Annotated in this window: 28 protein-coding genes; 16 read left to right on the top strand and 12 right to left on the bottom strand. The window is 68.3% G+C overall.

All coding sequences use genetic code 11. The features are described from left to right. Nucleotides 1-45 precede the first annotated feature (45 nt). Nucleotides 46-1,674, bottom strand: a complete 1,629-nt coding sequence (locus LTV02_RS21880) for a TROVE domain-containing protein (protein ID WP_233033400.1) — start codon at nt 1,672-1,674, stop codon at nt 46-48. Between the two features lie 407 nt (nt 1,675-2,081). Here LTV02_RS21880 and LTV02_RS21875 point away from each other — a divergent pair, with 407 nt between their 5' ends. Next, nucleotides 2,082-2,804, top strand: a complete 723-nt coding sequence (locus tag LTV02_RS21875; protein ID WP_233033398.1) for a methyltransferase domain-containing protein — start codon at nt 2,082-2,084, stop codon at nt 2,802-2,804. Here the strand turns inward: LTV02_RS21875 and LTV02_RS21870 are convergent. Then, nucleotides 2,780-3,247, bottom strand: a complete 468-nt coding sequence (locus LTV02_RS21870; protein WP_233033396.1) for a VOC family protein — start codon at nt 3,245-3,247, stop codon at nt 2,780-2,782. The two genes, LTV02_RS21875 and LTV02_RS21870, sit on opposite strands and share 25 nt — an antisense overlap. Before the next feature lie 127 nt (nt 3,248-3,374). Here LTV02_RS21870 and LTV02_RS21865 point away from each other — a divergent pair, with 127 nt between their 5' ends. From LTV02_RS21865 to LTV02_RS21845, 5 genes are all read left to right on the top strand, one after another. Beyond that, nucleotides 3,375-4,073, top strand: coding sequence for a hypothetical protein (locus LTV02_RS21865; RefSeq protein ID WP_233033394.1), 699 nt, complete (start codon nt 3,375-3,377; stop codon nt 4,071-4,073). A gap of 59 nt (nt 4,074-4,132) precedes the next feature. Next, the gene (locus LTV02_RS21860) at nt 4,133-4,912 is read left to right on the top strand and encodes an arsenate reductase/protein-tyrosine-phosphatase family protein (RefSeq protein ID WP_233033392.1); all 780 of its coding nucleotides are present in this window, start codon (nt 4,133-4,135) and stop codon (nt 4,910-4,912) included. Further along, nucleotides 4,909-5,304: a VOC family protein gene (locus LTV02_RS21855; protein ID WP_233033390.1), complete on the top strand. Its 396-nt coding sequence runs from the start codon at nt 4,909-4,911 to the stop codon at nt 5,302-5,304. Before LTV02_RS21860 ends, LTV02_RS21855 begins: the two co-directional genes overlap by 4 nt. Before the next feature lie 80 nt (nt 5,305-5,384). After that, nucleotides 5,385-6,560: a serine hydrolase domain-containing protein gene (locus LTV02_RS21850; RefSeq protein WP_233033388.1), complete on the top strand. Its 1,176-nt coding sequence runs from the start codon at nt 5,385-5,387 to the stop codon at nt 6,558-6,560. Nucleotides 6,561-6,676: 116 nt separating this feature from the next. Beyond that, the gene (locus LTV02_RS21845; RefSeq protein ID WP_233033386.1) at nt 6,677-7,408 is read left to right on the top strand and encodes a hypothetical protein; all 732 of its coding nucleotides are present in this window, start codon (nt 6,677-6,679) and stop codon (nt 7,406-7,408) included. Here the strand turns inward: LTV02_RS21845 and LTV02_RS21840 are convergent. Next, the gene (locus LTV02_RS21840) at nt 7,396-8,127 is read right to left on the bottom strand and encodes a rhomboid-like protein (protein WP_233033384.1); all 732 of its coding nucleotides are present in this window, start codon (nt 8,125-8,127) and stop codon (nt 7,396-7,398) included. The two genes, LTV02_RS21845 and LTV02_RS21840, sit on opposite strands and share 13 nt — an antisense overlap. A 169-nt stretch (nt 8,128-8,296) precedes the next feature. On the opposite strand from LTV02_RS21840, the gene LTV02_RS21835 reads away from it, so the two are divergent. Both LTV02_RS21835 and LTV02_RS21830 read left to right on the top strand, forming a co-directional pair. Then, nucleotides 8,297-9,592: a cytochrome P450 gene (locus LTV02_RS21835; RefSeq protein WP_233033382.1), complete on the top strand. Its 1,296-nt coding sequence runs from the start codon at nt 8,297-8,299 to the stop codon at nt 9,590-9,592. 175 nt (nt 9,593-9,767) lie between these two features. Beyond that, on the top strand, nt 9,768-10,556 hold the full coding sequence (locus LTV02_RS21830) for an SAM-dependent methyltransferase (protein ID WP_233033380.1): 789 nt from the start codon (nt 9,768-9,770) through the stop codon (nt 10,554-10,556). Here LTV02_RS21830 and LTV02_RS21825 read toward each other — a convergent pair whose 3' ends face one another. The 4 genes from LTV02_RS21825 to LTV02_RS21810 all read right to left on the bottom strand — a co-directional run bounded on the left by LTV02_RS21825 (nt 10,557) and on the right by LTV02_RS21810 (nt 13,260). Continuing rightward, entirely contained in the window at nt 10,557-11,417 is an 861-nt protein-coding gene (locus LTV02_RS21825) for an NAD-dependent epimerase/dehydratase family protein (protein ID WP_233033378.1), read from the bottom strand. Nucleotides 11,418-11,651: 234 nt separating this feature from the next. Further along, complete coding sequence (locus LTV02_RS21820; protein ID WP_233033376.1) at nt 11,652-12,602, bottom strand: phosphotransferase; 951 nt, start codon at nt 12,600-12,602, stop codon at nt 11,652-11,654. A 296-nt stretch (nt 12,603-12,898) separates the two neighbouring features. Beyond that, nucleotides 12,899-13,087 carry a hypothetical protein gene (locus LTV02_RS21815; RefSeq protein ID WP_233033374.1) on the bottom strand — a complete coding sequence of 63 codons (189 nt, stop codon included), beginning with the start codon at nt 13,085-13,087 and terminating at the stop codon, nt 12,899-12,901. After that, nucleotides 13,084-13,260: a hypothetical protein gene (locus tag LTV02_RS21810; protein ID WP_233033373.1), complete on the bottom strand. Its 177-nt coding sequence runs from the start codon at nt 13,258-13,260 to the stop codon at nt 13,084-13,086. The genes LTV02_RS21815 and LTV02_RS21810 overlap by 4 nt, the downstream gene beginning before the upstream one ends. Nucleotides 13,261-13,510: 250 nt before the next feature. On the opposite strand from LTV02_RS21810, the gene LTV02_RS21805 reads away from it, so the two are divergent. The 3 genes from LTV02_RS21805 to LTV02_RS21795 are packed head-to-tail and all read left to right on the top strand — an operon-like array spanning nt 13,511 to nt 14,764. Beyond that, nucleotides 13,511-14,398, top strand: coding sequence for a helix-turn-helix domain-containing protein (locus LTV02_RS21805; protein WP_233033371.1), 888 nt, complete (start codon nt 13,511-13,513; stop codon nt 14,396-14,398). Then, a complete protein-coding gene (locus tag LTV02_RS21800) occupies nt 14,395-14,598 on the top strand; it encodes a DUF397 domain-containing protein (RefSeq protein WP_233033369.1) in 204 nt (67 codons plus the stop codon). The genes LTV02_RS21805 and LTV02_RS21800 overlap by 4 nt, the downstream gene beginning before the upstream one ends. Then, nucleotides 14,591-14,764 carry a hypothetical protein gene (locus LTV02_RS21795; RefSeq protein WP_233033367.1) on the top strand — a complete coding sequence of 58 codons (174 nt, stop codon included), beginning with the start codon at nt 14,591-14,593 and terminating at the stop codon, nt 14,762-14,764. Before LTV02_RS21800 ends, LTV02_RS21795 begins: the two co-directional genes overlap by 8 nt. Nucleotides 14,765-14,828: 64 nt before the next feature. Here LTV02_RS21795 and LTV02_RS21790 read toward each other — a convergent pair whose 3' ends face one another. After that, a complete protein-coding gene (locus LTV02_RS21790) occupies nt 14,829-15,767 on the bottom strand; it encodes a sigma-70 family RNA polymerase sigma factor (protein ID WP_233033365.1) in 939 nt (312 codons plus the stop codon). A gap of 11 nt (nt 15,768-15,778) precedes the next feature. Further along, nucleotides 15,779-16,963 carry an NAD(P)/FAD-dependent oxidoreductase gene (locus LTV02_RS21785; protein WP_233033363.1) on the bottom strand — a complete coding sequence of 395 codons (1,185 nt, stop codon included), beginning with the start codon at nt 16,961-16,963 and terminating at the stop codon, nt 15,779-15,781. Between the two features lie 154 nt (nt 16,964-17,117). On the opposite strand from LTV02_RS21785, the gene LTV02_RS21780 reads away from it, so the two are divergent. After that, nucleotides 17,118-17,981, top strand: coding sequence for an SGNH/GDSL hydrolase family protein (locus tag LTV02_RS21780; protein ID WP_233033361.1), 864 nt, complete (start codon nt 17,118-17,120; stop codon nt 17,979-17,981). Nucleotides 17,982-18,329: 348 nt separating this feature from the next. Here LTV02_RS21780 and LTV02_RS21775 read toward each other — a convergent pair whose 3' ends face one another. The 3 genes from LTV02_RS21775 to LTV02_RS21765 all read right to left on the bottom strand — a co-directional run bounded on the left by LTV02_RS21775 (nt 18,330) and on the right by LTV02_RS21765 (nt 20,154). Further along, entirely contained in the window at nt 18,330-19,046 is a 717-nt protein-coding gene (locus LTV02_RS21775) for a type 1 glutamine amidotransferase domain-containing protein (RefSeq protein ID WP_233033359.1), read from the bottom strand. A 58-nt stretch (nt 19,047-19,104) separates the two neighbouring features. After that, entirely contained in the window at nt 19,105-19,338 is a 234-nt protein-coding gene (locus LTV02_RS21770) for an NAD(P)-binding domain-containing protein (RefSeq protein WP_233033357.1), read from the bottom strand. Between the two features lie 180 nt (nt 19,339-19,518). Further along, nucleotides 19,519-20,154, bottom strand: a complete 636-nt coding sequence (locus LTV02_RS21765; protein WP_233033356.1) for a TetR/AcrR family transcriptional regulator — start codon at nt 20,152-20,154, stop codon at nt 19,519-19,521. A gap of 80 nt (nt 20,155-20,234) precedes the next feature. On the opposite strand from LTV02_RS21765, the gene LTV02_RS21760 reads away from it, so the two are divergent. The 4 genes from LTV02_RS21760 (at nt 20,235) to LTV02_RS21745 (ending at nt 25,308) form a co-directional block, all read left to right on the top strand. After that, entirely contained in the window at nt 20,235-20,909 is a 675-nt protein-coding gene (locus LTV02_RS21760; RefSeq protein WP_233033354.1) for a hypothetical protein, read from the top strand. 20 nt (nt 20,910-20,929) lie between these two features. Then, nucleotides 20,930-21,733: an SDR family oxidoreductase gene (locus LTV02_RS21755; RefSeq protein WP_233033352.1), complete on the top strand. Its 804-nt coding sequence runs from the start codon at nt 20,930-20,932 to the stop codon at nt 21,731-21,733. Nucleotides 21,734-21,766: 33 nt separating this feature from the next. Then, on the top strand, nt 21,767-23,056 hold the full coding sequence (locus tag LTV02_RS21750) for a lipase family protein (RefSeq protein WP_233033350.1): 1,290 nt from the start codon (nt 21,767-21,769) through the stop codon (nt 23,054-23,056). A 137-nt stretch (nt 23,057-23,193) separates the two neighbouring features. Continuing rightward, nucleotides 23,194-25,308 carry a thioredoxin domain-containing protein gene (locus tag LTV02_RS21745; RefSeq protein ID WP_233033348.1) on the top strand — a complete coding sequence of 705 codons (2,115 nt, stop codon included), beginning with the start codon at nt 23,194-23,196 and terminating at the stop codon, nt 25,306-25,308. Nucleotides 25,309-25,355: the final 47 nt, after the last annotated feature.

Genomic DNA, 25,355 nt, shown 5'->3' with positions numbered 1-25,355 from the left:
ACTCGTCCCGATCGGGCCGGAGCCCCGGGTGAGTGACTTCGGTTGTCAGAAGGGCCAGTTCGCGTGCTTGCCCGCTTCGATGAGGGGGATCATCGTGAACGCGGCGTCGGACAGGCCGCCGAAGGCGTGGCGGTTGTGGGAGCCGGTGGGGGCGTGGCCGGGGCGGTAGCCCACCAGGTTCCAGGTGTAGAGCGGGACCGTGGCGGGCAGGGCCGTGTGCACGTTGTGGCCGGTGGCCTGTTCATCGGTGAGGATGACCACGCGGTCGTGGTTCGCGAAGTGCTTGCGTACCGCGCCCGCGGTGTCGGTGCCGCCGTTGATGAAGTAGCCGTCGGACTTCCAGCGTTCGACCGCGCGCAGTACCGGTTCCCCGGCCCGGGTGGGGAAGGGGATGGTGTGCGGGCCGATGCCGCCGTCCGAGCCCCAGGCGCCCGAGTAGGACACCACGTCGGCGTGTGCGCAGCGCGAGGCGAGGGCGAGGCCGAACAGGGCTGCCGCGTCCCAGTAGCGCAGGGTGCCGTCCTTGGCGAAGTTCGCCGTCATCGAACCGGAGGTGTCGATCAGCACCAGGGTGCGACCGGGCAGCACCGGGATCGAGGTCAGCGAATGGTTCAGCGCCTGCTCCAGGGCGTGACCCCAGCGCAGGGACGGGGCCGCGCGGTAGGCGGACAGGAAGCGCATGGGCAGCTGGCGCGAGGCCCGCACCTGCTCCGGATCCGCCAGCCGCGCGGCGACTTCCGCCGCCACCGCATCCGAGACCCCCGCCAGGTCGAAATTGCGGAGGTTCCGCAGCAGCGCCGTGTAACCCATGGCCGGGATCAGGGCTTCCCACACGGCGGCGTCCATCGGGCCCTGCAGCCAGCCGCCGACCGCCTCCCACGTCATGCCCGCGGAACGCAGTGTGGTGCGGGCGGTTTCGGCATCCTCGAAGAGCGCGCGCCGCTGTTCGACGGGAGTCGCGAGCAGTCCCGCCCGGGCCCGCAGCACCCGCAGCTCCTCCGGAATAGGATTGTCCCGATTGTGCCGGCGATCGATGGCATGCGCGAAAAGCGCTCCCTGCCAAGGCTTGTCGGCCGCCGCGGCGGGATGCGTCAGCTCCAGCACGTCACCGAACCGGAAGCTGTGCGCGTCGCCGTCCCACTTGGCCAGCGCGCGTTCCCCGTACAGCCGCCGCACCGCATCGCCGATACCGCGCTTGACCGGCTTGGGCAGCGCCCGCCCGTAGACGGCGTGCCAGTAGGCGATGAGCTCGCCCGGTTCGTCGGCGCGCAGCAGCACGGAATCGATGACCTGGCGCGACATTCCGGGGGCACCAGCATCCAGCCGTGTCTTGGTGAACTCGGCCGCGCCGACCAGGGCGGCGGTGCGCATGGCGGCGTCGGCGCGCAGCCAGCGCAGGAAGCGCGCGGTCCATTCGGGATCGGCGACAGTGGCCTCGCGGACCAGTGCGGCGTAGCGCTGGTCCCGCGCGCCGGCGGCTTCGTAGAAAGTGTTCTCTCCCACCAGGTTCGATACCGCGAGCAGGAACAGATCACCCTGCACCGTGCGCCGGTAGCCGGGCGCGCCCTCGTGGGTGCGCGCGGACGGCAGCTGCTCGCCGCGGATGGGCGAGGTGGCGGTGGCGGTGGGCGGCGCGATCAGGCCGCGCAGGCGTGCGATATTGAACTTGGCCATGGGATTTCCCCTGATTCGTGCGGGGTGGCAGGGGTGTGACCGGCCCGAGAACAAAGCGACGACGGTACCGTTGAGCTACCACTACACCACCGCACGCGGTGACACGCGTACGGGCCGGAATCGAACCGACGCCGCCTGAACCCGAATCAGATGTGAAGTAACCGTTGTCTGCGCACCGGGCCGGTGCACACCATGCCCCCGAGATAATTGTGGCGACAGTGGAAATACCGCTCCCGAAGCGAGCCGTCGCCCCATGAGTGGAGCGACCAGGAATTGAACCCGAAGTAACTGTCACCGGCGCACCGGGTGCGAAAAGAAAAGTACGCCCGGCCGATTCACCGCCGCAACCGAATTACGCCCCCGGAAATGTCCTGGTGTGCGGCCGGGCGCTGTGTGAGGCTGGAACGGTGACCGATCGACTGGATTCCGAGATCGCCGGAGAATTCCTGCTCACCGCGCGCTCGCTGGCCGAGTATCGGGCCATGTTCGCGCTCGGTGCGGACGAGCTGCGCGGCCGGATTCTCGACTGCCCGGGCGGTGCGGCCAGTTTCGCTTGCGAGGCAGTGGAATTCGGGGCCGAGGTGATCGCCGTGGACCCGTGCTACGCGCAGCCGGCCGGGGAATTGCGGGAGATCGCGCTGGCCGATACCGATCGCGGAAATGCCTGGTCCGCCGCGCACACCGGTCTGTACAGCTGGGATTGGTACGGCGGCGATCCGGCCGTGCACCGCCGTATGCGGCACGATGCGGTGCGCCGGTTCACCGCCGACCTGAGCGAACATCCGGGTCGCTACATCGCCGCCGCGCTGCCCGCATTACCCTTCTCCGACAACACCTTCGACCTGGTCCTGTCCTCGCATCTGCTCTTCACCTACGCGGACAGGTTGAACGCGGACTTCCATCTCGCCGCGCTGCTCGAACTGGCGCGGGTGAGCCGGGGCGAAGTGCGGCTGTACCCGCTGCTGGACCATTCCGGGGAGGACCTCGCCGAGTTGGTGGCCTGGGTGCGGGCGGAATTGCGCGCCCGCGGCGTCGGCAGCGCGCTGCGACCGACCGTCGCCTACGAATTCCAGCGCGGGGCGGATCGGCAGCTGGTGCTGAATCCTCAACCCAGCGTGGGCGTTTCGTAGAGCGAGAAACCGCCCTTGCCGTCGGTGTCCACGCCGAGGAACCTTCCGGCCCGGAACGGATTGTGGGCCAGGAATCGCACCACCAGATTGTCGGGATCGATGATGTCCAGCGCCGCCCCGTATTCCCCGCGGTCGTAGACCTCGCCGCGCGTGCATTCCAATTCGTCGGCGAGGGCGGCCAGCGCGTGCAGATCGTCCACGGAATCGACCTCCAGCGCGAATACGTCGAATCCGCCCAGATCGGGCTTGCCCACGCAGTATTCGCGTTCCCGCAGCGCGATGCCGAATCCGGAGGGATGCATGAGCTGAGCGCCGCGCAGCACACCCTGTTCCCGGAATTCGCCGGCCAATTCCAGCCCGAGCAGATCGCAATACCAGGCGACGCTGCGCGCCAGATCGCTCACCGGCAGTTTGACATGGCGGATACGGGCGAACCCGGGCATGGTGCCTCCTGTGTCGGGATCGGGTGCGGCGGCGTGCGTGAGCCTTCTGCAGGATGCCACCTCCCGGCGTTTCCGTCAGCGGTGACGTGCGATGACGTCCGAATTCGTTCGGGGGCATGATAGGCGGATGCTTTCCACCGACCAGCTCGCGCAGGCGGACCGCGTGCCCGCCGTGATCGTCACCCCGCTCGGCACCGTCGAGTTCACCGTCGCACTGGGTTCGGACACGCTGTCGCAGGTGCCGGATACCGTGTGGCGCTTGCCGAACGGCGCCCGCCTGCACCGCTGGCGCACCCGCGCCGCCACGGTCGATCTGCTGCTGGGCAGTATCGACGTGCCCGCCCCGGAGAGCGGTGAGCGCATCCCGACCTGGGCCGCCATCTGGCAGGTGGTGGCGGACGCCCCGGTGCCGGGCCTGACCGTGGCGGCGGAACTGACGGACCGGCCCGCCGGAGCGGACGGCGGCGGCGACCCCGGCGAATGGCTGGCGGCGGTCAGCCTCGAGGACGAGAACTTCGTCGTCTCGATCGGCGGCCCCGACACCGAACTGCTGGCCATGCAGGCCGCCGACGGCCGCCTGCTGCCCGCCGACTGGGCGGACGTGCTGCCCCCAGACGGCGACGACAGCGCCTCCGAATACGGTGTCCGCTACACGAATCCGGCTCGCCTCGCCTGGCACCTGCCCGGCCTGGCGGTAGGTGAAGCGCTCCGCCTGTGCGTCGCCACCGCCTGGTGCTCCCGCGCGGGCGACCCCTCCGCCGCCTGGTACGCCGTCGACGTGCCCCTAGACACGGCGTTCTACCACCTGGCCACGAACCCGGCCTGAGCGAGCGCGGTCCGAATTACATCAAATTCATTTGATGCATTGGGTGCTAGGCTGGGTGCATGGCGTCCACCCGGCACGAGCTCCCGCCGTTCGTCCAACTCGCCGCACATCCGGTGCGGTGGCGGCTGCTGACGGCATTGTCGAGCGGCGACCAGCGTGTGCGCGAACTGGTGGCGCTGGTGGGCGAGCCGCAGAATCTGGTGTCCTACCACCTGCGCCTGCTGCGTGACGGCGGCCTGGTCACCACGACCCGCAGCAGTCACGACGGACGGGACAGCTACTACCACCTGGATCTGGATCGCAGCGCCGAACTGCTCGGGGGTGCGGGGGCGGCGCTGCATCCGGGACTCCGGATGACGCCCGCCGCAACGGAATTCGAGACCGCGGCGCCGCCGGTGGTCTTGTTCGTGTGCACCGGCAACAGCGCCCGCTCCGTGATCGCGGAGGCGCTCTTGCGCCGGCACACCGGCGGGCGGCTCGAAGTGTTCAGTGCCGGAACGGATCCGAAGCCGGCCCTGCACCCCGATACCGTGCGGGTGCTGCGCGCGGAGTTCGATATCGACCTCGCCGGTCGATGTCCCCGCCACCTCGACAGCCTCGCCGGGCAGCGGTTCGATCTGGTGATCACGCTGTGCGACAAGGCCCGTGAACGCTGTCCCGAATTCGGCGGCGACGTCCGCCGGATCCACTGGAGCATTCGCGATCCGGCGGCCCCGAGCGCCGCGAACACCGGCGGCTACCCCGGATTCCGGGCCACAGCCGCCGAGATCGACAGCCGGATCCGGTATCTGCTGCCGACCCTGAATCTTCTCGACTCCACGAACAGGAGAGTCCGATGACAACCTCCACCGAATACGCCGGCGTCCGCTACCTCGTCGACGACGTACAGGCCGCCGTCGACTTCTACACCACCCGGCTCGGCTTCACCCTGCACACCAGCGCCGCGCCCGCCTTCGCGGACGTGGTGCGCGGGCCGCTGCGGCTGCTGCTGTCCGGTCCGGCGAGCTCCGGCGCGCGGGCGACCCCGGCCGATGCCGCCGAACCGGGCGGCAATCGCATCCATCTCATCGTCGACGACCTCGATGCCGAGATCGAACGGCTGCGTGCGACCGACGTGGAATTCCGCAGCGATCCGATCAGCGGCCCCGGTGGACAGCAGATCCTGATCGCCGATCCGGCGGGCAACCTGATCGAACTGTTCCAGCCCGCCGACCGCGCGACCCGGCCCTGATCCGGGCGCTGTCGGCTTTCGCCGCCAAGTCCTTGCCACTTCCGGCCGCGCCCCCGGCGGGCCCGTAGGCTCGATCCCCGATGAGCGAGATCGAACTACACGGGCACGCGGACGACGGCTATGGCAAGGTCGCCGACGCTTTCCGGCGCAACTTCACCCACCGTGGCGAGATCGGCGCGGCGGTCGCGCTGTACGACGGCGACCGCGCGGTGGTCGACCTGTGGGCCGGATACCGGGATCGGCGGCGGCGACTGGAGTGGGAGCGGGACACCATCGTGCCGGTCTACTCCTGCACCAAAGGCGTCGCCGCGCTCGTCGTCGCGGCTCTGGTGTCGGCCGGACACCTGGATTACGACCAGCCGGTGGCGCGCTATTGGCCGGAATTCGCCGCGCACGGCAAGGACGCGGTCACGGTGCGTGAACTGATCGATCATCGCGCCGCGTTGCACGCGCTGAGCGGTCCGCCACTGACCGTCGCCGATCTGGCCGATCTGGATCGTGTCGCGGAGGTGCTGGCCGCGCAACGTCCCGCCTGGGCGCCCGGGCTTCGGCAGGGTTACCACACCATCTCGTTCGGGCTGTATGTCAACGAACTGGTCCGCCGGGCCGACCCGGGCGGGCGCAGCATCGGACAGGTGCTGGCCGAGGACATCGCCGCGCCGCTCGATCTCGACTTCAGCATCGGTTCGGCCGATCCCCGGCGGCTGGACCGCTTGGCGAAGCTGGTTCGCACCGGCGGCCTGGCGATCCGCTACGAGCGAGATCCGGCCTGGCAGTTGGGGATCGAGCTGCTGGTGCGCCGCGGCGACTTCTACCGCAGCACCATCAGCCCCGACCTCGGCATGCCCGAACACTTCGATCGGCCCGAGCTGCTCGCGGTGGAAGTCTGCGGCAGCAATGGCATCGGCAATGCCCGCTCCCTGGCTCGCGTCTACGGCGCGGCGGTCGGCGGATCCCCGAAACTGCCTGTCGGCGAGGCGATCCTGCGGCATCTGGCCGAGCCCGGCCTGGCCGCCGAATCCGACGCGGTGCTCCGGGTGCCCACCCGCTATCACGCCGGTTTCCGCCGCTCCTGCGACCGCTTCGCCTTCGGTTCCCCCGACCATCGCGCCTACGGCACCCCGGGACTCGGCGGTGCGCTCGGTTTCGCCGATCCCGCCACCGGTTTCGGCTTCGGTTACACGCCGAACCGCCTGGGCCTCACCATCAACGGCGATGTGCGCTGCCGCGCCCTGATGGCCGCCGCCTTCTCCTGACCCGGTGTCCCCCCGCGTTCGAGGTGCAGATCGTGTCCAGTACGAACAGCGGTTCATCGCGGCGATTGTTTCGTGTGTCCAGTCCTGTCCCGATCTTCGATGGATAGGCTCGCGAGATGAGTTGCAGCACAGCCTTTGTCCTGCGCGATGCCGACGGTCGTTGCCTGCTGATGGGGCAGAAGCAGAGCTGGTGGGACCTCACGCGCGCCGAGCACCTGGCCGAGGCGCTGACGACCATTCGGCAGGTGGGCGTGCCCGCGGAACGGGCGAGCTCCGACTTCTTGGGCCGATATCACTGCAACGGATTCGCGCTGGATCTGCTCGAAAAGCGTTGCTATCTCTATGTTTGCGGTGAGGGCCAGGGCGCGACGTATTTCGACAGCTACGCGGCTCGTTTCGGGGCACAGCCACTGTGGGCCGGATGGGAGGTCCGCTACGCCTGGGGCGGGCACGAAGAGCTCGCGCTGACCATACCGCAGGCTGCCGGGGCCGTGAGTCCGGATCTCCGTCCGCCGGCAGCGAGTTCGTCCACACCGTTCTTTTCCCGCGACGAGTGGTTCATCGATTGGGACCCGGTACGGCGGGAAATCACGGTGCGCGAGAGCGAATGGTCCGCCGATTGGCAGGACTCGCCCTGTGCGGTCGTCAGCATGATCGGCACAGGCAATGCCGTGCTGGATTATCGGCTGGAGGACGCCTACGTGCTGGACTGGCTTGCGGAGGAAGGGGCTTCAGGGGTCTCGGTGTTGGATCGGGAAGCCCCGCCGCGCCGGCCACCAGGTGCTGATCGAGCGCGAGCAGTTGCTCGCGAGCTATTGGTGGGACGAGGCGCTGGTCAGTCATCGTGAAGAGGCTTGCCGCTCGGCCGCGCTGTCTCCGGCGATGTTTCAGTTCTGCCGAGTGATCGCAGCGCCGTGAGCGGATTCCAAGGCCCGGGGCGGCCACGGGTGAACGGGTAGCAGGCGAAGCCGATCAGCATGGCGCTGAAATGGCCGAGCGAGGTGAAGGTGCGTTCGGAGATGAGCGGGGCGGTGTAAACGATTGCCACGCCGAGGATGTACAGCAGGCGCCAGGGGAGGGCGATGCGGTAGGCGAGGACCGCGACGATGCCGGCGAGGGCGTAACTGACGCCTACGTCGAGGGTGAAAACGGCGTCGGGGGAGGCGTTTCCGTGACGGATGGCCCAGTAGAGGGCGCCTTCGCTGAGGTAGGTGGCGCCGACGTGGGCGAGAACGAGGACGGCCAGCCAGCGGAGAGTGCCCAGCCAGCGTTCGGCCTGGGCGTGAAAGATGGTGTACAGCACGGCGTATGGGACCCAGCGGCTGCCGTCGATCCAGAAGGCGCTGCTGATGAGAACATGGATCGGGTCCTCGGCCAGGTGGTGCAGGTTGGTGGAACGGTTGCCCAGCAGTTCACGGGCGGCTTCGGGGGAGAGCCGGTGCACGACCATCGTGCTCATCAGGAGGATGGCCAGCCAGATGTAGGTGCCGGGGGCGCTGCGAACGTAGGACCAGATGGCGCGCGGCACGGAGCGGAGCCGGTTGCCGTCGGGTTGCCTATGGGTCATTAGTTCAGTCTCGCGTATCGCCCTGCGCGGGTGGGTGATCAGCGCGTCCGTGTCGGCAGGTTAAGCGAGATCACGAGTAGCGATCCGGTTGCGAACTCCCGGGTAGGCGGGGTGCGGCGGGATAATCAGGGTTCCGTCGAACCGCTCGAATACAAGGGGGGTGGGATCGATGTCCCGCACTCTTCCCATTCTTGGCGATGCGTGGCCGTTGTTGCGGGATCCGGTCGGTTTTCTGGCCGGGCTGCCCGCACGCGGCGATCTGGTGTGGTTGCGGTTGGGGCCGATGCCGATGGTCATGCTCTGCGATCCGGAGCTCACCTATCGGGTCCTCAAGGACGACCGCACCTTCGACAAAGGAGGTCCGTTCTTCGACAAGCTGTCCGACCTGTTCGGGGACGGGGTGGGCACCTGCCCGCAGTCCAAACACCGGCGGCTGCGGCGGCTGGTGCAGCCCGCGTTCCGGCCCGGGCAGATGCTGCGCTATCAGGAGGTGATGCGGGACGAAGCCACGCGCATGGCCGAATCGTGGAGTGCGGGCGAGGATTTCGACGTCTGCAAGACCACCATGGCCTACACCGGTCGGATAGCGTTCCGGACGCTGTTCTCCGCGTCGCTGACCGAGGAACTATTGGACGGGGCGCTGGCCGACCTGGACGATTTCGTGGCCGCGGTGCCCCGGCGCATGCTCACCCCGGATTGGCTGGCCCGGCTCCCACTGCCCAGCAACCGCAAGTGGCGGAACACCATCGCGGGTTTGCGCGACGCCATGGACAAGATCATCGAAGAGCGCCGGCGGCAGGGCACCACCGAGGAATCGGACCTGCTGGCCAGCATGATCCTCGCGCACGACGACGAGGACGGCTGGCTCACCGACGACGAACTCACCGATCAGGCAGTCACTTTCGTGGCCACCGGCACCGAGACCAGCGCCACCACGCTGGCCTGGGCCATGTATCTGCTGGCGGTGCATCCGAAGATCCAGCGGCAACTTCGCGAGGTGGTCGCGGCGTCCGAGCACCCCTCCTTGACCGATACCGCCGACGAGGCGGCGGCGCTGTGCCATCGCATCGTGCAGGAATCGCTGCGCATGTACACCCCGCCGTGGATTCTCACCCGGGTCACCACCGTCGACACCATGCTGGGCGAGCATCACATCCCGGCCGGCACCGCGGTCGCCTACAGCGCGTACGTCCAACATCGAAACCCGGACATCTACCCTAATCCGGACACTTTCGATCCGGAGCGCTGGAACCCGCAAACAGCCCAGGCGCCATGCACTTTCATCCCGTTCGGCGAGGGCCCGCGGGTGTGCATCGGCTCCCGCTTCGCGATGCTCGAGCTCACCGCGGCCCTGCAGGCCGTCGCGGCGCGCTGGGAACTGAGCACGATCACCGATCGCCCGCTGCGCCCGCGCATCGGCACCACCGTCGCACCCCACGGGCTGCGATTACGCGTCACCACGTGATACCAACCCGTTCCGTTCGCTGTGCCGATGACGGTATCGTCGTGAGAACAATCCACGCTCCGGAGCGATCTGGAATAGCCTTCCATCGTGATCGCCCGGACCGTGGGCACGGCCCCGCGCGATCACCGACCGCTGGTGCACCGAAAGGTATGGGTGACAGGTGAATATCAACGCCATGCGCGCACGGCAATCTCGGCCGAGCGTCGCTCGTACGTACAGCTATATTCTCGGCGGCCGGGACAATTACGGAGCCGACAAGGATCTCGGCGACTCCTTCAAACAGGACCTGCCCGGTTCCGAACAGCTGGCGATCACGAACCGAGCGGCGGTGCTCCGGGCAGTGCGCATCATGGCCCAGTCCGGTGTGCGGCAGCTGATCGATATGGGCTGCGGGCTCCCCGCCGAACCGAACGTGCATGATGTCGCCCGGCAGTATCAGCCCGAGGCCCGCATCGTGTACATCGACAACGATCCGTTCGTGGCCCCGCACGGTCGCGCCCTGCTCGCCATCGACGACCGCATCGCCATGCTCGAGGCCGATGTGCGCCGCCCGCAGCAGATTCTCGCGCAGCCGGATGTGGAGCGGCTGATCGACTTCGACCAACCGGTCGGGCTGTTGTTCAGCGCGGTGCTCAGCTTCGTCGAGAACGACGAGGACCCGGCCGGCGTGGTCCGTTTCTGGGCCGACCGCCTCGCTCCGGGCAGCTTCGTCTACATCTCCCACTTCCGGCCCGGCCAGACCCGCGAGGCCGCCGCCACCGAAGGCAAGATCCGCGAGGCCTTCGGCGGCCGCTTCCGCTCCGACGCGGAAATCCTTTCCTTCTTCGGCGGCCTCGACCTGGTCGACGAAGGTCTGCTGCCCTGCCGGCAATGGCATATGGACGCCGATATGCCCACCACCGCGGAGAAGGAACTCACCAGCTGGGAGGAGCTCATCGTCGCGGCGATGGCTCGCAAATCCTGATCAGGCGCTGAAGCCGGTGCGCCAGGAAGCGTGCATCGGCTTCCAGCCCAAGGCGCGAGCGCGGGCATTGCTCGCGCCGCGCTCCCATGCCGCACCGCCCGGCACCGCTTCGGGGATCGGCGCGCCGAACGCGGCGGCCAGCACGGGCACCCATTCGCTCGCGGGCGCGGGTTCGTCGTCGACGATATTGACGGGCCCGTTCGGCCAGTGCAGCGCCGCGACCGCGGCCCGTGCGGCATCCTGCACGTGCAGGAACGAGCGGATCCCGGAATTGGCGGGTAGTCCGGCGAGTCCTGCGGCGGCCGGATCGCTGTTGTCGCCGCGCAATACCCGATCGGCCACTCCGCCCCGGCGGTACCAGGTCCCGGGGCCGTAGAACATGCCGTAGCGCAGCACCACGTGCTGCGGCATCTCGGCGACGGTCTCCTCCAGCTGCCGGATCCCCTCGACCGAGATCGAACGAGGTTCCGGCGCTTGCAGATCGAGCGGGGTCGATTCCGTGGCCGGACCCGTGCCCGGCTCGTACGCCCACGAAATCGACTGTGCCACCATGCGTTCCACCCCGGCGCGGCGGGCCGCGTCGACCAGATGGCGAGTGCCGACCCGGCGGATGCGCGCATTGTCGACCGGTGAGCCGCCGCCCAGCGCGGTCAGCTGGTGGATGATCGCATCGGGCGCGGCCGTGGCGACAGCGCGTTCCACCGCTGCCGCGTCGAACACGTCCAGGAGCACGCTCTCGGCGCCCAGCGCCCGTACCCGCTCGGCTCCGCTGGTCCGGGAGGAGGTTCCGACCACCTCGTGCCCGGCCGCCAGCAGCTCCGGAATCAGGAATCCGCCGATCGCGCCGCTGGCTCCTGCCACGAAAACCCGCATACCGCCCTCACTTTCGCACCGATCCGGTTCGGTCGTCGGAACTTCGCGGCGATGCCGGGCACCGGTCCTTCGATCAGTGCGTGCGCGGAGTTCCCCGGCCGATCCTGAAAGTACCCGACGGTCGGTTGCACACCGGCCGCCTGGGCTACCTGCGCTGGTTACCACGGCGCAACGCGGGTTCGGCGTCGAACACTCCCGGCATGTATTGCGGTCCGATCGGCATTACCGCGAGCCGAGTACGCCGATCGACTCGAGCAGTCCCTGCCAGCTCATCCGGTCGTTCTCGCTGTCGCCGTGCGGGATTCGGAAACCGTGCGAGTAGAGGGCGACTTCGGTGAGATCCCAGCGCAGGCGGTAGAAGTCGAGCAGTTCGGGGAGTAGCGGGTGGCCGGTGCGTTCCGTGTAGTGCTGTAGGGCGGTCGGATCGGACAGATCCCAGAGATCGCGTTCGGGTGGGGCGATGCGGGCGGATTCCCAGTCGATGAGAACGTAACCCGCGGGGGTGCGCATGGTGTTGGCGGCGTGCGGTTCGCCATGGGTGAGGACGGCGCGTTCGGGATGCGATCGCGCGATCGTCGCCAGCGTGTCGTAGCGGGCCAGCGCAGCCCGGAGTTGTTCTCCGTGCTCGGCGACGAGCTGCCCGGCGCGCAGGGTATAGGGGCCGGTGATTTCGGTTGGGGCGCTGGGCTTGTCGATTGCTCGTTCGAGTTCTGCGCGGCGGTCGATCTCGAATGTGTCGAGCGGTGCGGCCGACCATAGCGCGGGGGCCGCGGTGTGCAGCGCGATGAGCATATCCAGCACGGCGTCCGAATGATCGTCGTCCTGATACTCCCCGAAGGCGAAGCTCTCGCCCTTCAAGTGCGGATAGAGCGAGACCGCGTACCCGGCGCCCAGCGCGGCCGTCGCACGACCGCCGAGCGTCGGCGCCGGCGCTATCACGAACTCGAACCCGCTGTCCCGCAACCGGAGTGCGGTGCCGAGCGCCGGCTCCAGCGTCGAGCGCGCCTCGTCCACGGTGACGAACCAGTGCTCGCCACGGTCGTCGAACAGATCCCAATGATGGCTGCCGAACCCCACCGGCCGGTATTCGAGGCTCCGCACCGCGAGACCCCAGCCCGCGCGCAGCACCGCCTCCAGATCGTCCTCGCGAAAACCCTCCGGTGGATTGAGCACGATTCCGACACTAGCGGTCGATCGGGATGTGCAGCGGTGCGGCTGGATGCACCCGTGACGGTGAACAGCCGCGCCCGTTCGCGACTACCCGTCATGAGCAAGCCGGCCGCAGCTGATTCTCGCGTTCGACGCGTGCCCGGATCGCCGCGACCGAGTACCGGTCACGGCGGTGCCGGGCCGTGCTGGGGTGCCGGACCGCGTGCTGCCGTGCGGCAAAAGCCGCGCTGAGCACGGAAACAACGGTGAGTAAACAGATTTCGATGAACATGCCGGGCCTCTCGCTGCTGTCCGAGCGGTTACCGCTGCGGCCGGGATGACTCGGGCGGAACGCCCAGATATTCGCGAGCACTGATCCGCCGCGGACACGGCGGTTCGCAGCTCTCGTGCAATGCCAGAATGCCACCGGCGCGTTCGCGGGTGATCGGCACGATCCGCCCATTGCCGCAATGGTCGTCGACCCACGAGACCGGATCGGTGGCGGTCATGGCAGATCCACCTCGATTCCCGCCGAGCGGCAGGCGAATTCCTGAAGCGCGGTCCGCGCCCGCTGCCGCACCCGGCAGGCAGTGCGTTCGCAGTAGCGATGCACCCGCCAGGCCAGCAGCGCGTGCTCCCGGATCAACGGCCCGGGATCCGTCTCGCAATCAAGCAGATTCATGGCGATCCTCCCCGTCAATGCGAGTGGGACGCGCCCGGCGGGAGTGCCGGAGTGGGTGCGCTCTCCGCCGGACGCGCATTCAGGGAACGCCTCGGGATGGGAGCGGTGTATGCCAAAGCGGTTACTCCGGATCGGTTTCGGCGAATACCCTGCACAGCCCCCGTATCCGGTGGGATCCTTGCACCGAAGCGGTGAAGTAGCAGTGTCCGAAGTGGGGTGTACGTGACCACTCGAAGCGGAGGACGTAACCATGCCTGATGTGGGGGTCGGCTCGACGGTGCCGCTGCGGCAGCTCGGGCGGCTGATGCTCGAATGGAGAAACCGGTCCGGTTTGAGCCAAGTGCATGCGGCGGAGCTACTCGAAATGGGTGCCACCAGTCTCGCGCGCATCGAGAAGGCGGAAATCACGCGGGTCAGGACCGGCGTCATCAAGGAAGCCTGCGAAATCTACGGGGTGCCAGCCGATACGGCGGAAGGCATGGTGCGGCTCGCGCAGCAGGCCAAGGTGAAGAACTGGTGGCACTCGTACTCCGACCTCATGCCGAAGCATCTTGATGTGTATGTCGGGCTGGAAGCGGCCGCTACCGAATGCGTCACCTACCAGCCGGAGCTGATCCCCGGCCTGCTCCAGACGGAAGGCTACGATCGCGCACTACTCAGCGCGAGATGGCCGAATGAGACTGCGAGTGAACGCGATCGGCGGGCGCGGATCAAGCAGCATCGACAGGTGGCGATTACGCGCAAGTACCGGCCGCTCGAGCTCGATGTTGTCATCGGACAGGGGGCCCTGCATCGTCCGGTCGGTAAGCCCGTAGTAATGGCAGCACAACTGCGGCATCTCGCGGATTCTTCTACACGCGAGAATGTTTCGCTTCGCGTGCTGCCGTTCGAGGCGGGCTTCCCAGGCGGGGTATCGATGCTGCCATTCGTGATTCTCGACTTCGGAGTCCCGCCCCGTGGCGAGCCCACAGAGCCGCCTGTCGTCTATCTGGAGGGGACAGTCGGCAGTATGTACCTTGAGGATCAGGACGACGTGCAGGTTTACAAGTCTGCCCACCGCAGACTGCGCGAGGCTGCGCTGGACGAGGTCGATTCGCGAAAACTATTGAGACGGATAGCGAAGGAGTACGCAGAGTGAAGGTCAACATGGAGAACGCAGAATGGTTCAAGAGCAGCTACAGCCAGGCCGGCGGTGAATGCGTCGAGGTCGCGTTCCTCGGCGACGTGGTCGGGGTGCGGGATTCGAAGGATGCCGGGGGCCCGGCGCTGATGTTCACGCCCGCGGCTTGGGATGTGTTCACCGACGGCGTCAGCAGTGGTGCTTTCGATCGTGAGTGATGTGATCGACTTCATGGGGCCCGTGGCCGCCGGCACCGGCCTCGCCACCCTCATCGCCTCCGGCAGCGCCGCACTCGGCGCGGGCAGCGCGGTCTCCCCGGTGGCCGGCGAAACCACCGGCGACACCGTCGAATACGAACCCCTCGCCCTCGGCCCCTCGAACTGACAGCGCCGTGCGCGACCCGCTCGCCCGGGCCGGTCCCGCCCGGCCGCATCGTGCCCGCTGCGAGTTACCAGGATTCGATCAGTGGGGCATCGTGCTGCCGCCCTTGCCATTCCGCGTTGATCCGAGCCAGCCGGGCCGGGGCGGCGATGCTGCGGATGGCCGCGATCTTCTCCCCGCGAACTTCCAGGATCGCCACGCCGACGACTTGGTCGCCGAGGGTGCCGACCATGGCCGGGCATCCGTTGACCATGGCTGCATGCAGGGTGGGCGAGCCACCCACCAGATCGCGTTTGGCGGCAGTGGGTTTGAAGCCGGAGCGGATCGCGGTGGCGAGCCGAGCGGGGTTCGTGTAGCTGATCACGCGCTTGGCCAGGCCGCCGAGGCCGTCCGAGGTACCGACCGCGTCCACGGTCAGCAATGCCACCAGCTGGTCCGTGCGGCCCGAGGCGGCGGCATCGACGAAGGCCTGGACGATGCGGCGGGCGTCGGCGGGAGCGATGCCGGTGTCGCCGGCGATGGGCGTGATGCGCCGGCGAGCCCGATGGGTGTGCTGCTGGCTCGCCGATTCGGTGATGTCGAGCATCCGCGCGATTTCGGCGTGACCGTACGAAAAAGCTTCGCGCAGTACATAAACGGCGCGTTCGATGGGCGACAACTGCTCCATGAGCAGCAGCACCGCCAAGGTCACCGATTCGCGCTGCACGACGGTGTCGGCCGGGCCGAGCATCGGGTCGCCGCTCAGCAGCGGTTCGGGCAGCCACGCGCCGACCGCGCGTTCGTGCCGGGTGTGCGCCGAGCGGAGGCGGTCGATCGCCAGATTGGTGACGGTTTTGGTCAGCCAGGCTTCCGGCACCTCCACGTACCGGCGGTCGGTGGCCTGCCACCGCAGGAACGCGTCCTGCACCGTGTCCTCGGCATCGGCGGCCGAGCCGAGCATGCGGTAGGCGATCGCGGACAGCCGATCCCGGCTGGCCTCGAAACTCGCCACGGTGGCAGTGTCCATGAGCATCGACACTATCGGGCGACCAGTTCGGTTGAGGTTTCCCGAACCGCGCGGTAGTGGTGGCGCAGTTTGCCGAAATTGGGGCGGCCGACGGCCCAGCCGCTGAGTCCCACGATCGCCGACTTCACGCGCGCGGCCGGGCGACCGCAGACGGCTCCGCGCCTGGAACGCGCCTCACCGTCGACCAATTGCAGGATTCCGTCCCGGCGGCCGAGGCTGATGTGGTTGCCGACGTAGGGCAGCGCGGCCGCCGCGATCTCGCGGCCGGTCAGGTCGCCGATGATGGAGGCCGTCGCCTGCGTGCTGGTGAACCCGGCCGACGCACACGACATGGGCAGCTCCCGGCCGTTGTCGCCGATGACGAACGCGCTGTCGCCGGCCACGTAGATATCGGGGTGCGAGACCGAGCGCAGTTGCCGGTCGACGGTGATGCGGCCGTCGGCCGCCACCGCGAGCCCTGCCGCTGCGGCGATCGGATGCGCGGCGAACCCGGCGGTCCAGACCGTCGCATCGGAAGTGAAGACGGAGCCGTCGCCGGTGCTCACCGTGTGCTGCTCGACGCGCGTGACGGTCGTGTTCTCGTAGATCGCGATACCGAACCGGTCGAAGGCGCGCAGCAGGTGCCGGCGCGCCTTCGGGCCCAGCCAGCCGCCGAGTTCACCGCGGGTGACGAGGCTGACCTGCAGTCCCGGATGGGATTCGGCGATCTCGGTGGCGGCTTCGATGGCGGTCAGGTTGCCGCCGACCACCAGCACTTCCGCGCCCTCGCCCAGTTCGTCCAGGCGAGCGCGCAGGCGCAGCGCGGCCGGGCGCGACGCCACATGGAAGCCGAACTCCTCGACTCCCGGAACGCCGTGATCGGCGATGGTGCTGCCCAGGGCGTACAGGAGAGTGTCGTATTCGAGCTGGTCGATGCCGCCGTCCCCGGCGATCGTGACGTTGCGCCGGCCGGCGTCGACCTCGAGCACCCGCGCCACCCGCAGCTGGATCCCGGTGCCCGCGAACATCTCCGCCAACGGCCGGTGCCGCAGGTCGTACCCGGCCGCGAGCTGGTGCAGCCGCAACCGTTCGACGAAGTCCGGTTCGGCATTCACGACGGTGATCTCGAAGTCGTCGGCATGCAGCTGGCGCGCCAGGAATCCGGCGGAGACGGCCCCGGCGTATCCGGCGCCCAAAACGACGATGCGGTGCTTCATGATTCGCTCCTGTCTGGTTCGCGTGCCTCTTGAACGAGACAGGTCCCGACTTCCTGACAGGGCGGGCAGTGATCTGGATCACCTGGGGTCCGGGCCTGCGAACAGCGGTCGATACCATGTGCCCGCGCACCCAGTTGGAGACCGGAGGGCACACATGTCGGTTGTTCCGCGTGTTCTGATCGCGACCGTCGCGATGGGCTTGGTCACCGCCGCGCCGGTGTCGGCCGCGCCGATTCCGTCGGGCGGTCGGTATGTCGCCCTGGGTAGTTCGTACGCCGCGGGGCCCGGGCTCCCCGACACCATCGACGGCGGCTGTGCGCGCTCGGCCCGGAACTACCCGCATCAGGTCGCGGCGGCCGCCGGGCTGGATCTGGTCGATGTGACCTGCTCGGGCGCCACGACCGCGAACATTCTCGATACGCCGCAGTCCGCGGGTGATTCGCGGCCGCCGCAACTCGAGGCCGTCACCGCGGAGGCGCGGCTGGTGACGGTGACCATCGGCGGCAATGATCTGAACCTGGTCGGCTCGATCATCGCGGCGAGCGGTTGTGCCGCCGTGCTCGGCGGGGCGGGGCAGCTCTGCGAATCGCTCACGGGCGCAAAGCAACCCACCGCCGCCGATTACGACCGCGTGGAACGGGCGTTGATCGCCGTGGTCGACGCGGTGCATGTCCGAGCGCCGTCGGCCGAAGTGCTGCTCGTGCAGTACCTGCCCCCGGTCGCGCAGGACGCCGCCATATGCCCCGCCGCGCCGATGGATCGTGATCAGGCGGCTCGCGCGCGCTTGGTCTACGACAATCTCATCGCCCTCACCGCGCGGGCGGCCGAACGGACTGGCGCGCAGGCGATCTCCGTCTCCGATGCCGATCTGCACGGTCCGTGCGCCGGCGAACCGTGGGTGTCCGGTCTGCTTCCCGATACCGATACGGGTCCGGTCCAGCGGCTGAGCGGGTCGTACCACCCGAACCTGGTAGGCACGACCCGCGTCGCCGAACGGATTCTCGCGGGCATCGGCTAGCGTCGAACCTGCCTGCGCGCCCGGTATTCAGCCCTCGACCTGGTTTCGCGAAGCCCCCACCGGGGTAGCCTCTTCAGAGTCCTGAAGGGTGACCCGAACCGGGTCCGTCGGGTTCTAGGAGCGCCATCATGTTCACCGCGCTGCCATCGGTATGTGCCGCAATGATCGCCGCCGCCAACGCCGACTCCCTCCTGTCGCCCCCATCCCGCGATCGATTCGATCGCCCATCCGGCGACATCGGCGGGTCCTGCCTTGGGGGAGTGGATCTTTCGGGGGCCGGCGAGGCGGCGGGCGAGGGCGCACAGGGTTCGTAGCGGCCCAGCCGAGAGGCCGCGTCGTCGATTCCGTTCAGGCTGAGAGCTTTTCGACGATGGCCTCGGCCAGCGCCCCACCGGATGAATTCTGCTGACCGGTGATGAGGTTGCCGTCGGCGACGACGTGTACGGAGTAGGGCGCGCCCTCGTCGTAGATACCGCCGCGCTCGATCAGGCGGTCTTGTACGTACCACGGCACGAATTTGTATCCGAGCTTGGTCAGATTGTCCTCGGCGACCTTCTCCTCGGCGTCGGAGAATCCGGTGACCCGGCGCCCGGCGACCAGGTAGCTGCCGTCGGCCAGGGTGACGTTGGTCAGCGCCGAGGAGCCGTGGCAGACCGCGGAGACGATCTTGCCGTTGTCCCAGAGGCGGCGTGCGAATCGTTGCACATCAGGGTCGTCGGGGAAATCCCACATGGTTCCGGTACCGCCGGTGTAGAAGATCACGTCGTAGTCGTCGGGGTTCAGATCGGCGAGCTTGGCCGTCGAACCGAAAGCGGCGTTTTTGACCGGGTCGGCGAAGAAGTCGCGACTGACCTGGTCCTCCTTCTCGACGCTGACGTCGCTGTCCGGTTCGCTGAACGGGTCGAGCGGCGGGCGGCCGCCCTTGATGCTGGCCAGGGTGATGCCGTAGCCGGCCTTCTCGAAAACCTCATAGGCATGGGTCAGCTCGCTGGCCCACAGTCCGGTCTTCAGATTCGAATCGCCGAGCCGGTCGTTGCTGGTCACAACCATCAGAACCTTTGTCATGGCTTGCTCCGTTTCCTGGGATGAGGGGCAGTCGGCGCTCAGTTCGCAGGTGCGGTGCTCATGATTCACCCGCATTCTTCGAGGCGGCCAGACCGCCGCCGTGAACCGGTTCGAATCCGGCGGCAGTGATGAGCGAAACCACGTCGGCGGCCGCGTCGGGGTCATCGCTCCAGTAGCGCATCGGCGAGCGCCGCCCGCCGTCCTGTCCGCGCACCGGGACGGTCAGCATGACCGTCCGCCCGTCCCGTTCGGTAATCGGGTTGCTGGGGTCGATGACACGATCGACTGTCATTCGATCCCCTGTCGTCGGTTGTTCCGGACGCTTCAATGCTGCGGTCGGTTCAAACGAATCCCTATGGGCAATCGCATCGCAATATCGGATCGGTCGTTGAGCGGTGGCACAAAGTGCAGGTTCAAATGGTAGATGGCAGTGATGGGCATCACTTTCACGGGGCGGCCACACCGCGAACGATCAAGGCCGAGGCGTGATTTCGCCGGCTAGGCCGTGATAGATCATCTCCCGGATGGTTCGGGAGAGGCGGTCGAGGTCGGCCTGCGCCGGGCTGCGCAATTGATACATCGCCGCGGCGAAGATCATGCCGTTGACCGCGCGGGCGGCCGATTCGACATCGAGATCCGCGCGGAAGTAGCCGGCCTCCACGCCGTGTCGCAGGTATCCGGCTTGCCAGGACGCGGCCAGTTCGTGCAGGGCCAGTACCCGTTCGGCCATCTCGTCGTCGACGGCCGCGGCCTGCAGCAGCAACAACCGGGTGGCGCGGGGGTCCTCGGTGAAAACCCGGGTCAGGTTGTCGGTGATGCGTTCGGCCTGGCGGCGGTAGTCGTCGAGATCGGCGGGCGTTTCGGGCGGTGTCGAGGCGAGCGCCTCGGTCATCCGCGCCACCAGATCGTCGAGGACCTGGTCGATGATGTCGCGCTTGGACTGGAAGTACAGGTAGAAGGTGCCCTGCGCGACGCCCACCTTCTTGACGATGTGCGCGATCGAGGTCGCGTGATATCCGCGCTCGGCGAAACACTCGAAGGCCGCGTCGAGGATGTCGCGGCGGGTCTCCTGCTTGCGGCGTTCCACGCGGGACAGGGGCTGAGCCATGGCCATGATGGTAGTCGAGTCAGAAAATGATTCATCAGTCAGTTATTGACTCTCCGTTCATTTTGGCGTTTCATTTCGGTATGGCACGTAACACCATCTCCGCGACATCCCAGGTAGAGACGCGGCTCGCCGCCCTGCGCGGGCTGGCGGACACCGACGCGCAGGCCGCGCAGGATGCCGCGATCGGCTGGCTCACTCGCTTGACCCGGGATTTCGGGCTGCCCGGAACCGCGGCCGAAATCGACGAACTCTTCGCGCTGGGCACCCCGCCGCATCCGGTCGGCCCGTCGCGCGGGCATGTGATCGGCTGGGGCGACTGGGACGGTCTGGACCCGGCCGGGCGGGCGCTGTTCACCTTCGTCAAGGCGCTGTGCGCGGCCTTCGGGTCGTCGGCGTTCTGGCTGGGCAAGAAGTACAGCCCGCAGGGAAACAGCACCAACGAGTGGACGCCGCTGTTCGGCAATATCGCCCGATTCGTGTTTCCGGGTGTGCTGAAGCGGACCGGCGGTCTGTACGAGGGCCTGGACATGATCACCTACGTGGAGGGCGCGTACTCCGCACCCGGTACCAATGCGCTGATCCTGGATTTCTCGGCGATCGCCTCGAATCCCAAGCTGGGCCGCAATATTCGTGACGAGGTAGTGCAGCTCGTGCCGGGGGTGCATCTGGCCCGCAAGACCTGGAACAACGGCGGCGGCTACACGGTCATCGCGCACTGGTACGAGACCGTCGCGACCACCGAGGGCCGGCGGTGACGGCGCCGCGGTTGCGCTGGATGAATGTCGCGATCACCGGCGGAGCGCGGGGGATCGGGCTCGCCACCGCGAAAGCCTTTGTCGCACAGGGCGCCCGGGTCTACATCGGTGACATCGACGAAGCTGCGGCGCAGGGGGCCGCAGCCGAGATCGGCGCCACCGGGCTCGGCGTGGACGTGCGCTCGCGCGAGTCGTTCGCCGCGTTCCTCGCCGCCGTCGACGGCCCGCTCGAGGTGCTGGTCAACAATGCCGGCATCATGCCGATGGGCCGCTTCGCCGACGAGGACGACCTCATCACCGACGCCATCTTCGACATCAATGTCAAAGGCGTGCTGACCGGCACCAAGCTCGCCCTGCCCGGCATGCTGGAACGCGGCGGCGGCCATATCGTCAATGTCGCTTCGTATCTGGGGGAAGTCCCCGCCGCCGGGCTGGCCTCCTATTGCGCGTCCAAGCACACGGTCATCGGATTCACCGAATCGCTGCGCGACGAACTGCACGGCACCGGGGTCACCGTCACCGCCGTGCTGCCCTCGGCGGTGCGCACCGATCTGGTCGCGGGAGTGCAGCTCGGCGGGGTGTTGCCCACCGTGGATCCGGAACGGATCGCGAACGCCGTAGTCGCCTCGTGCCGGCACCGGCGCACTCTGGTGGCGGTACCGGGCTGGATGCGCGGCTACGAGTTCGCGGCGGCGGTGCTGCCGGATCGGCTGCTCGCCGCGGTCCGCGGCCGCCTCACCCGAGATCGCGTGCTGCACCGGCTCGACACGGCTGCCCGTGCGGCCTACGACAGCCGGGTCCGGCGCGCCTCGGCCGACCACTGAACCCACTCTCCCCCCTGTGCAAGGAAATCGGCAATGATGCTGCGACGCACTGTTTTCGGCGTGCTGTGCGCGACCGCGCTCGTCCTCCCGACAGCCATTCTCACCGGCGTCGCCACCGCCGACCCCGGCGTTCCGGCGTTCTACGACCCACCCACGCCGCTACCGGCGGGCGCCGCCGGTGAGCTGGTGCGCAGCGAACCGGTGGCGTTGACTCTCGCGGTGCCCGGGCAGGCCGGTCCGCTGCCGGGCACCGCGACCCGAATCATGTTCCATACCAGGGACACTCACGGCGATCCGGCGCTGTCCAGCGGCATCGTGCTGAAGCCCGCGGCGGCGTGGTCCGGACCCGGCCCGCAGCCGCTCATCGCGTATCTCAACGGCGTCCACGGCATGGGCAGGCAGTGCGCGCCGTCCATCCAGATACCCGGTCTGATCCAATACACGCCACCGCTGGACGTGATGGCCGAGTACGAGCTGCCGTTCCTGTATCTGCTGCTCGCGCAGGGTTTCGCGGTCGTCGTGCCCGACTATCCCGGGCTGGGCGCCGGCGGCAACCCCTCGGCGCTCGACCCGATCGCGGAATCACGGACGGCCCTGGACGCCATCCGCGCCGCGCAGCGCCTCGGCGATCCGGCGATCCCCGCCCACGGCCCGGTGGTGGTCACCGGTTACTCGCAGGGCGGTAATGCCGCCGCCGGGGTGGCCGAGGAACAGCCCGCGTACGCACCCGAACTCGACCTGCGGGGCGTGGCGGCCGGTTCGGTTCCGATCGATATCCCGGCCCTGCGCACCGCGGCCTCGGGTGCGGCGCTCGGCGGCATTTTCGGCTACCTCCTGAACACCCTCGCCGCGCAGTCTCCCGAAACCGCACGGGCGATCTCCGGCTTGCTCTCACCCGCCGGGCACACGCTGATGCGCGAGTCCACCGGGCAATGCGCCGCGGAATCCATACTCCGCTTCGGTTTCCAGGATTCGGCAATCTGGAGCATCGACGGCCGCCCCCTGCTCGAAGTCCTCGACGAGCACCCGATCGTGCACGCGGCCATCCAGCGCCTGACGCTCGGCAACCGGACTCCCGGCGTTCCCGTCCTGCTCTACACCGGCGACAACGACGACCTGCCGGCCGATTCGGTGCGGGAACTGGCCGCCCGCTGGTGCGGTTCCGGCGCTGCGGTCCAGCTGTTCGACACCGGAATCCCCACGCTCGGCCCGGGCCTCGTCATCGGTCACTCGCTCAATCTGATCACCGCCTACCCCACCGTCGTGCTCGACTGGGTCCGCGCCCGCCTGACCGCGGCCCCCGCGCCCAGCATCTGTTCCTGACCGTCGCCCGCGCATCAGCCGAATCCGGCAGGGGACGCCGTCGGCGGTGCGCCCGGAGTGGGAGGATGCGGGTAGTCCAATGTGATGGCGCACTGCCAGGGCGCACGGTGTGCTCGGTCGGCACGGGAGGTTGAACAGTGAACCAATTGGCAAGTGCGACATCGCCTTACCTGCGTCAGCACGCGGATAATCCGGTTGCCTGGCGGGAGTGGGATGCGCAGGCGCTGGCCGAAGCGGCCGCGCGGGATGTGCCGATCCTGCTGTCCATCGGGTACGCCAGCTGCCACTGGTGCCATGTGATGGCGCACGAGTCGTTCGAGGACGAGGACACCGCGGCGCTGATGAACGCGAATTTCGTGTGCATCAAGGTGGATCGGGAGGAGCGGCCCGATCTGGATGCGGTGTATATGAGCGCGACCGTGGCCATGACGGGGCAGGGTGGATGGCCGATGACGTGTTTTCTGACGCCGGCGGGGGAGCCGTTCTATTGCGGGACGTATTACCCGAAGACGCCTCGGCACGGGATGCCCTCGTTCACGCAGTTGCTGACCGCGGTGGGGGAGACGTGGCGGAATCGGCGGGACGAGGTGGACAAGGCGGCGGGGCAGGTGGGGGAGGCGTTGCGGCAGCAGACGGCGGGGTTGCCGGAGCATGAGATCGGGCTCGGGAGCGAGCTGCTGGATCATGCGGTGGCGGCGGTGCTACAGGATGTGGACAAGGAGAACGGGGGATTCGGCGGGGCGCCGAAGTTTCCGCCGTCCGCCCTGTTGGAGGGGTTGTTGCGGAGTTATGAGCGGACGGGGAGCGAGGCGGTGCTGAGCGCGGTCGCCGAGACCGCGGACGCCATGGCGCGGGGTGGGATCTACGACCAGTTGCGTGGCGGGTTCGCGCGGTATTCGGTGGATGCGGCGTGGGTGGTGCCGCATTTCGAGAAGATGCTGTACGACAATGCGTTGCTGCTGCGGGGGTACGCGCATTTGGGGCGGCGGCTGGGCAGTGATGCCGGGAGTCGTTCGGGGGCAATGGGTTCCGTGCTCGGAGCGCTGGAGTACACGGCGGTGCGGGTGACCCGGGAGACGGTGGGATTCCTCGTCGACGATCTCGGCACCGAGCAGGGGGCGTTCGCGTCCGCGCTGGATGCCGACACCCATGTGGAGCCGGGCAGTCCGGGAGTCGAAGGCGCCACCTATGTCTGGACGCCGGCGGAACTCAACGGGCTGCTGGGAGCTATCGACGGGGCTTGGGCCGCAGAGTTCTTCGGCGTCACCACGGCCGGGACGTTCGAGCACGGGACCTCGGTGCTCACCCGGTATTCCGAGCCCGGCGCGCACGATGCCCCGGCGCGCGAAGCGGAAGCCGAACGGCTGGAACGGATTCGCGGACTGATGCGGGAGGCGCGGGATCGCCGCCCGCAGCCCGAGCGCGACGACAAGGTGGTCACGGCCTGGAACGGGATGGCCGTCACCGCGCTCGCCGAAGCGGGTATGGGTCTCGGGCAGCCGGAATGGATCGCCGCCGCCGAACGCTGCGCCCGATTCCTGCTCGACGTGCACGTCACCGGCGACCGCGTCATTCGCGCCTCGCTCGGCGGGCTGCCCGGTTCCGCGCCGGGCGTGCTCGAGGACTATGCCTGGCTCACAACGGGTTTCCTCGCCCTCTACCAGGCGACCGGCGACGGTGACTGGCTCGCCCACGCCCACCGCATCCTCGATGCCGCACTCACGCATTTCGCCGATCCGGCCGCCCCCGGCAGCTGGTTCGACACCGCCGACGACGCCGAAACCCTGCTCACCCGCCCCCGCGATCCCATGGACGGCGCGACCCCGGCGGGCACTTCCGCCCTGGCCGAAGCCCTGCTCACGGCCTCCGCCCTGAGCGAAGCAGACCGTGCCATCCGCTACCGCGAACTCGCCGACCAGACCCTCGGCCGCGCCGCGGTACTGCTGGCCCGCGCACCCCGCTCCGCCGGCCAATGGCTGGCGGTGGCCGAGGCCGCCCTGCGCGGACCCATCCAGGTCGCGATCGCCATCGACACCGAGCCGGACACCGACCTGAGGACAACCGCCCACGCGGCCGCTCCGGGCGGCTCGGTGGTGGTCTCCGGCACGGTCGATTCCGGCCCGCTCCTGCTCGATCGCCCGCCGGTGCACGGCGATCCCGCGGCTTATGTCTGCCGAGGCTCGGTCTGCGACCTCCCGGTCACCACCGTCGAGGAACTGAAAAGCGCACTGCTGCCGCCGATTCCGGCATAGCCGGTCCGATGGCCGAGCTTGTGGGAACCGCCGTGACGTGCCGGAAC

This window comes from Nocardia yamanashiensis, from assembly GCF_021183565.1.
Classification (GTDB): Bacteria; Actinomycetota; Actinomycetes; order Mycobacteriales; family Mycobacteriaceae; genus Nocardia; species Nocardia yamanashiensis.
Note: the sequence above shows the minus strand (reverse complement) of the source record. Positions and strands in the feature narration are given on the sequence as shown.

Excerpts from the sequence above, each read along its gene's own strand:
- LTV02_RS21880 (WP_233033400.1), bottom strand. The coding sequence starts at position 1,674 with ATGGCCAAGTTCAATATCGCACGCCTGCGCGGCCTGATCGCGCCGCCC.
- LTV02_RS21780 (WP_233033361.1), top strand. The coding sequence starts at position 17,118 with ATGTCGGTTGTTCCGCGTGTTCTGATCGCGACCGTCGCGATGGGCTTG.
- LTV02_RS21850 (WP_233033388.1), top strand. The coding sequence starts at position 5,385 with ATGAGCGAGATCGAACTACACGGGCACGCGGACGACGGCTATGGCAAG.
- LTV02_RS21790 (WP_233033365.1), bottom strand. The coding sequence starts at position 15,767 with ATGGACACTGCCACCGTGGCGAGTTTCGAGGCCAGCCGGGATCGGCTG.
- LTV02_RS21870 (WP_233033396.1), bottom strand. The coding sequence starts at position 3,247 with ATGCCCGGGTTCGCCCGTATCCGCCATGTCAAACTGCCGGTGAGCGAT.
- LTV02_RS21765 (WP_233033356.1), bottom strand. The coding sequence starts at position 20,154 with ATGGCTCAGCCCCTGTCCCGCGTGGAACGCCGCAAGCAGGAGACCCGC.
- LTV02_RS21865 (WP_233033394.1), top strand. The coding sequence starts at position 3,375 with ATGCTTTCCACCGACCAGCTCGCGCAGGCGGACCGCGTGCCCGCCGTG.
- LTV02_RS21855 (WP_233033390.1), top strand. The coding sequence starts at position 4,909 with ATGACAACCTCCACCGAATACGCCGGCGTCCGCTACCTCGTCGACGAC.
- LTV02_RS21810 (WP_233033373.1), bottom strand. The coding sequence starts at position 13,260 with ATGAATCTGCTTGATTGCGAGACGGATCCCGGGCCGTTGATCCGGGAG.
- LTV02_RS21830 (WP_233033380.1), top strand. The coding sequence starts at position 9,768 with ATGCGCGCACGGCAATCTCGGCCGAGCGTCGCTCGTACGTACAGCTAT.
- LTV02_RS21755 (WP_233033352.1), top strand. The coding sequence starts at position 20,930 with ATGAATGTCGCGATCACCGGCGGAGCGCGGGGGATCGGGCTCGCCACC.
- LTV02_RS21840 (WP_233033384.1), bottom strand. The coding sequence starts at position 8,127 with ATGACCCATAGGCAACCCGACGGCAACCGGCTCCGCTCCGTGCCGCGC.
- LTV02_RS21860 (WP_233033392.1), top strand. The coding sequence starts at position 4,133 with ATGGCGTCCACCCGGCACGAGCTCCCGCCGTTCGTCCAACTCGCCGCA.
- LTV02_RS21770 (WP_233033357.1), bottom strand. The coding sequence starts at position 19,338 with ATGACAGTCGATCGTGTCATCGACCCCAGCAACCCGATTACCGAACGG.
- LTV02_RS21760 (WP_233033354.1), top strand. The coding sequence starts at position 20,235 with ATGGCACGTAACACCATCTCCGCGACATCCCAGGTAGAGACGCGGCTC.
- LTV02_RS21815 (WP_233033374.1), bottom strand. The coding sequence starts at position 13,087 with ATGACCGCCACCGATCCGGTCTCGTGGGTCGACGACCATTGCGGCAAT.
- LTV02_RS21775 (WP_233033359.1), bottom strand. The coding sequence starts at position 19,046 with ATGACAAAGGTTCTGATGGTTGTGACCAGCAACGACCGGCTCGGCGAT.
- LTV02_RS21750 (WP_233033350.1), top strand. The coding sequence starts at position 21,767 with ATGATGCTGCGACGCACTGTTTTCGGCGTGCTGTGCGCGACCGCGCTC.
- LTV02_RS21845 (WP_233033386.1), top strand. The coding sequence starts at position 6,677 with ATGAGTTGCAGCACAGCCTTTGTCCTGCGCGATGCCGACGGTCGTTGC.
- LTV02_RS21835 (WP_233033382.1), top strand. The coding sequence starts at position 8,297 with ATGTCCCGCACTCTTCCCATTCTTGGCGATGCGTGGCCGTTGTTGCGG.
- LTV02_RS21785 (WP_233033363.1), bottom strand. The coding sequence starts at position 16,963 with ATGAAGCACCGCATCGTCGTTTTGGGCGCCGGATACGCCGGGGCCGTC.
- LTV02_RS21805 (WP_233033371.1), top strand. The coding sequence starts at position 13,511 with ATGCCTGATGTGGGGGTCGGCTCGACGGTGCCGCTGCGGCAGCTCGGG.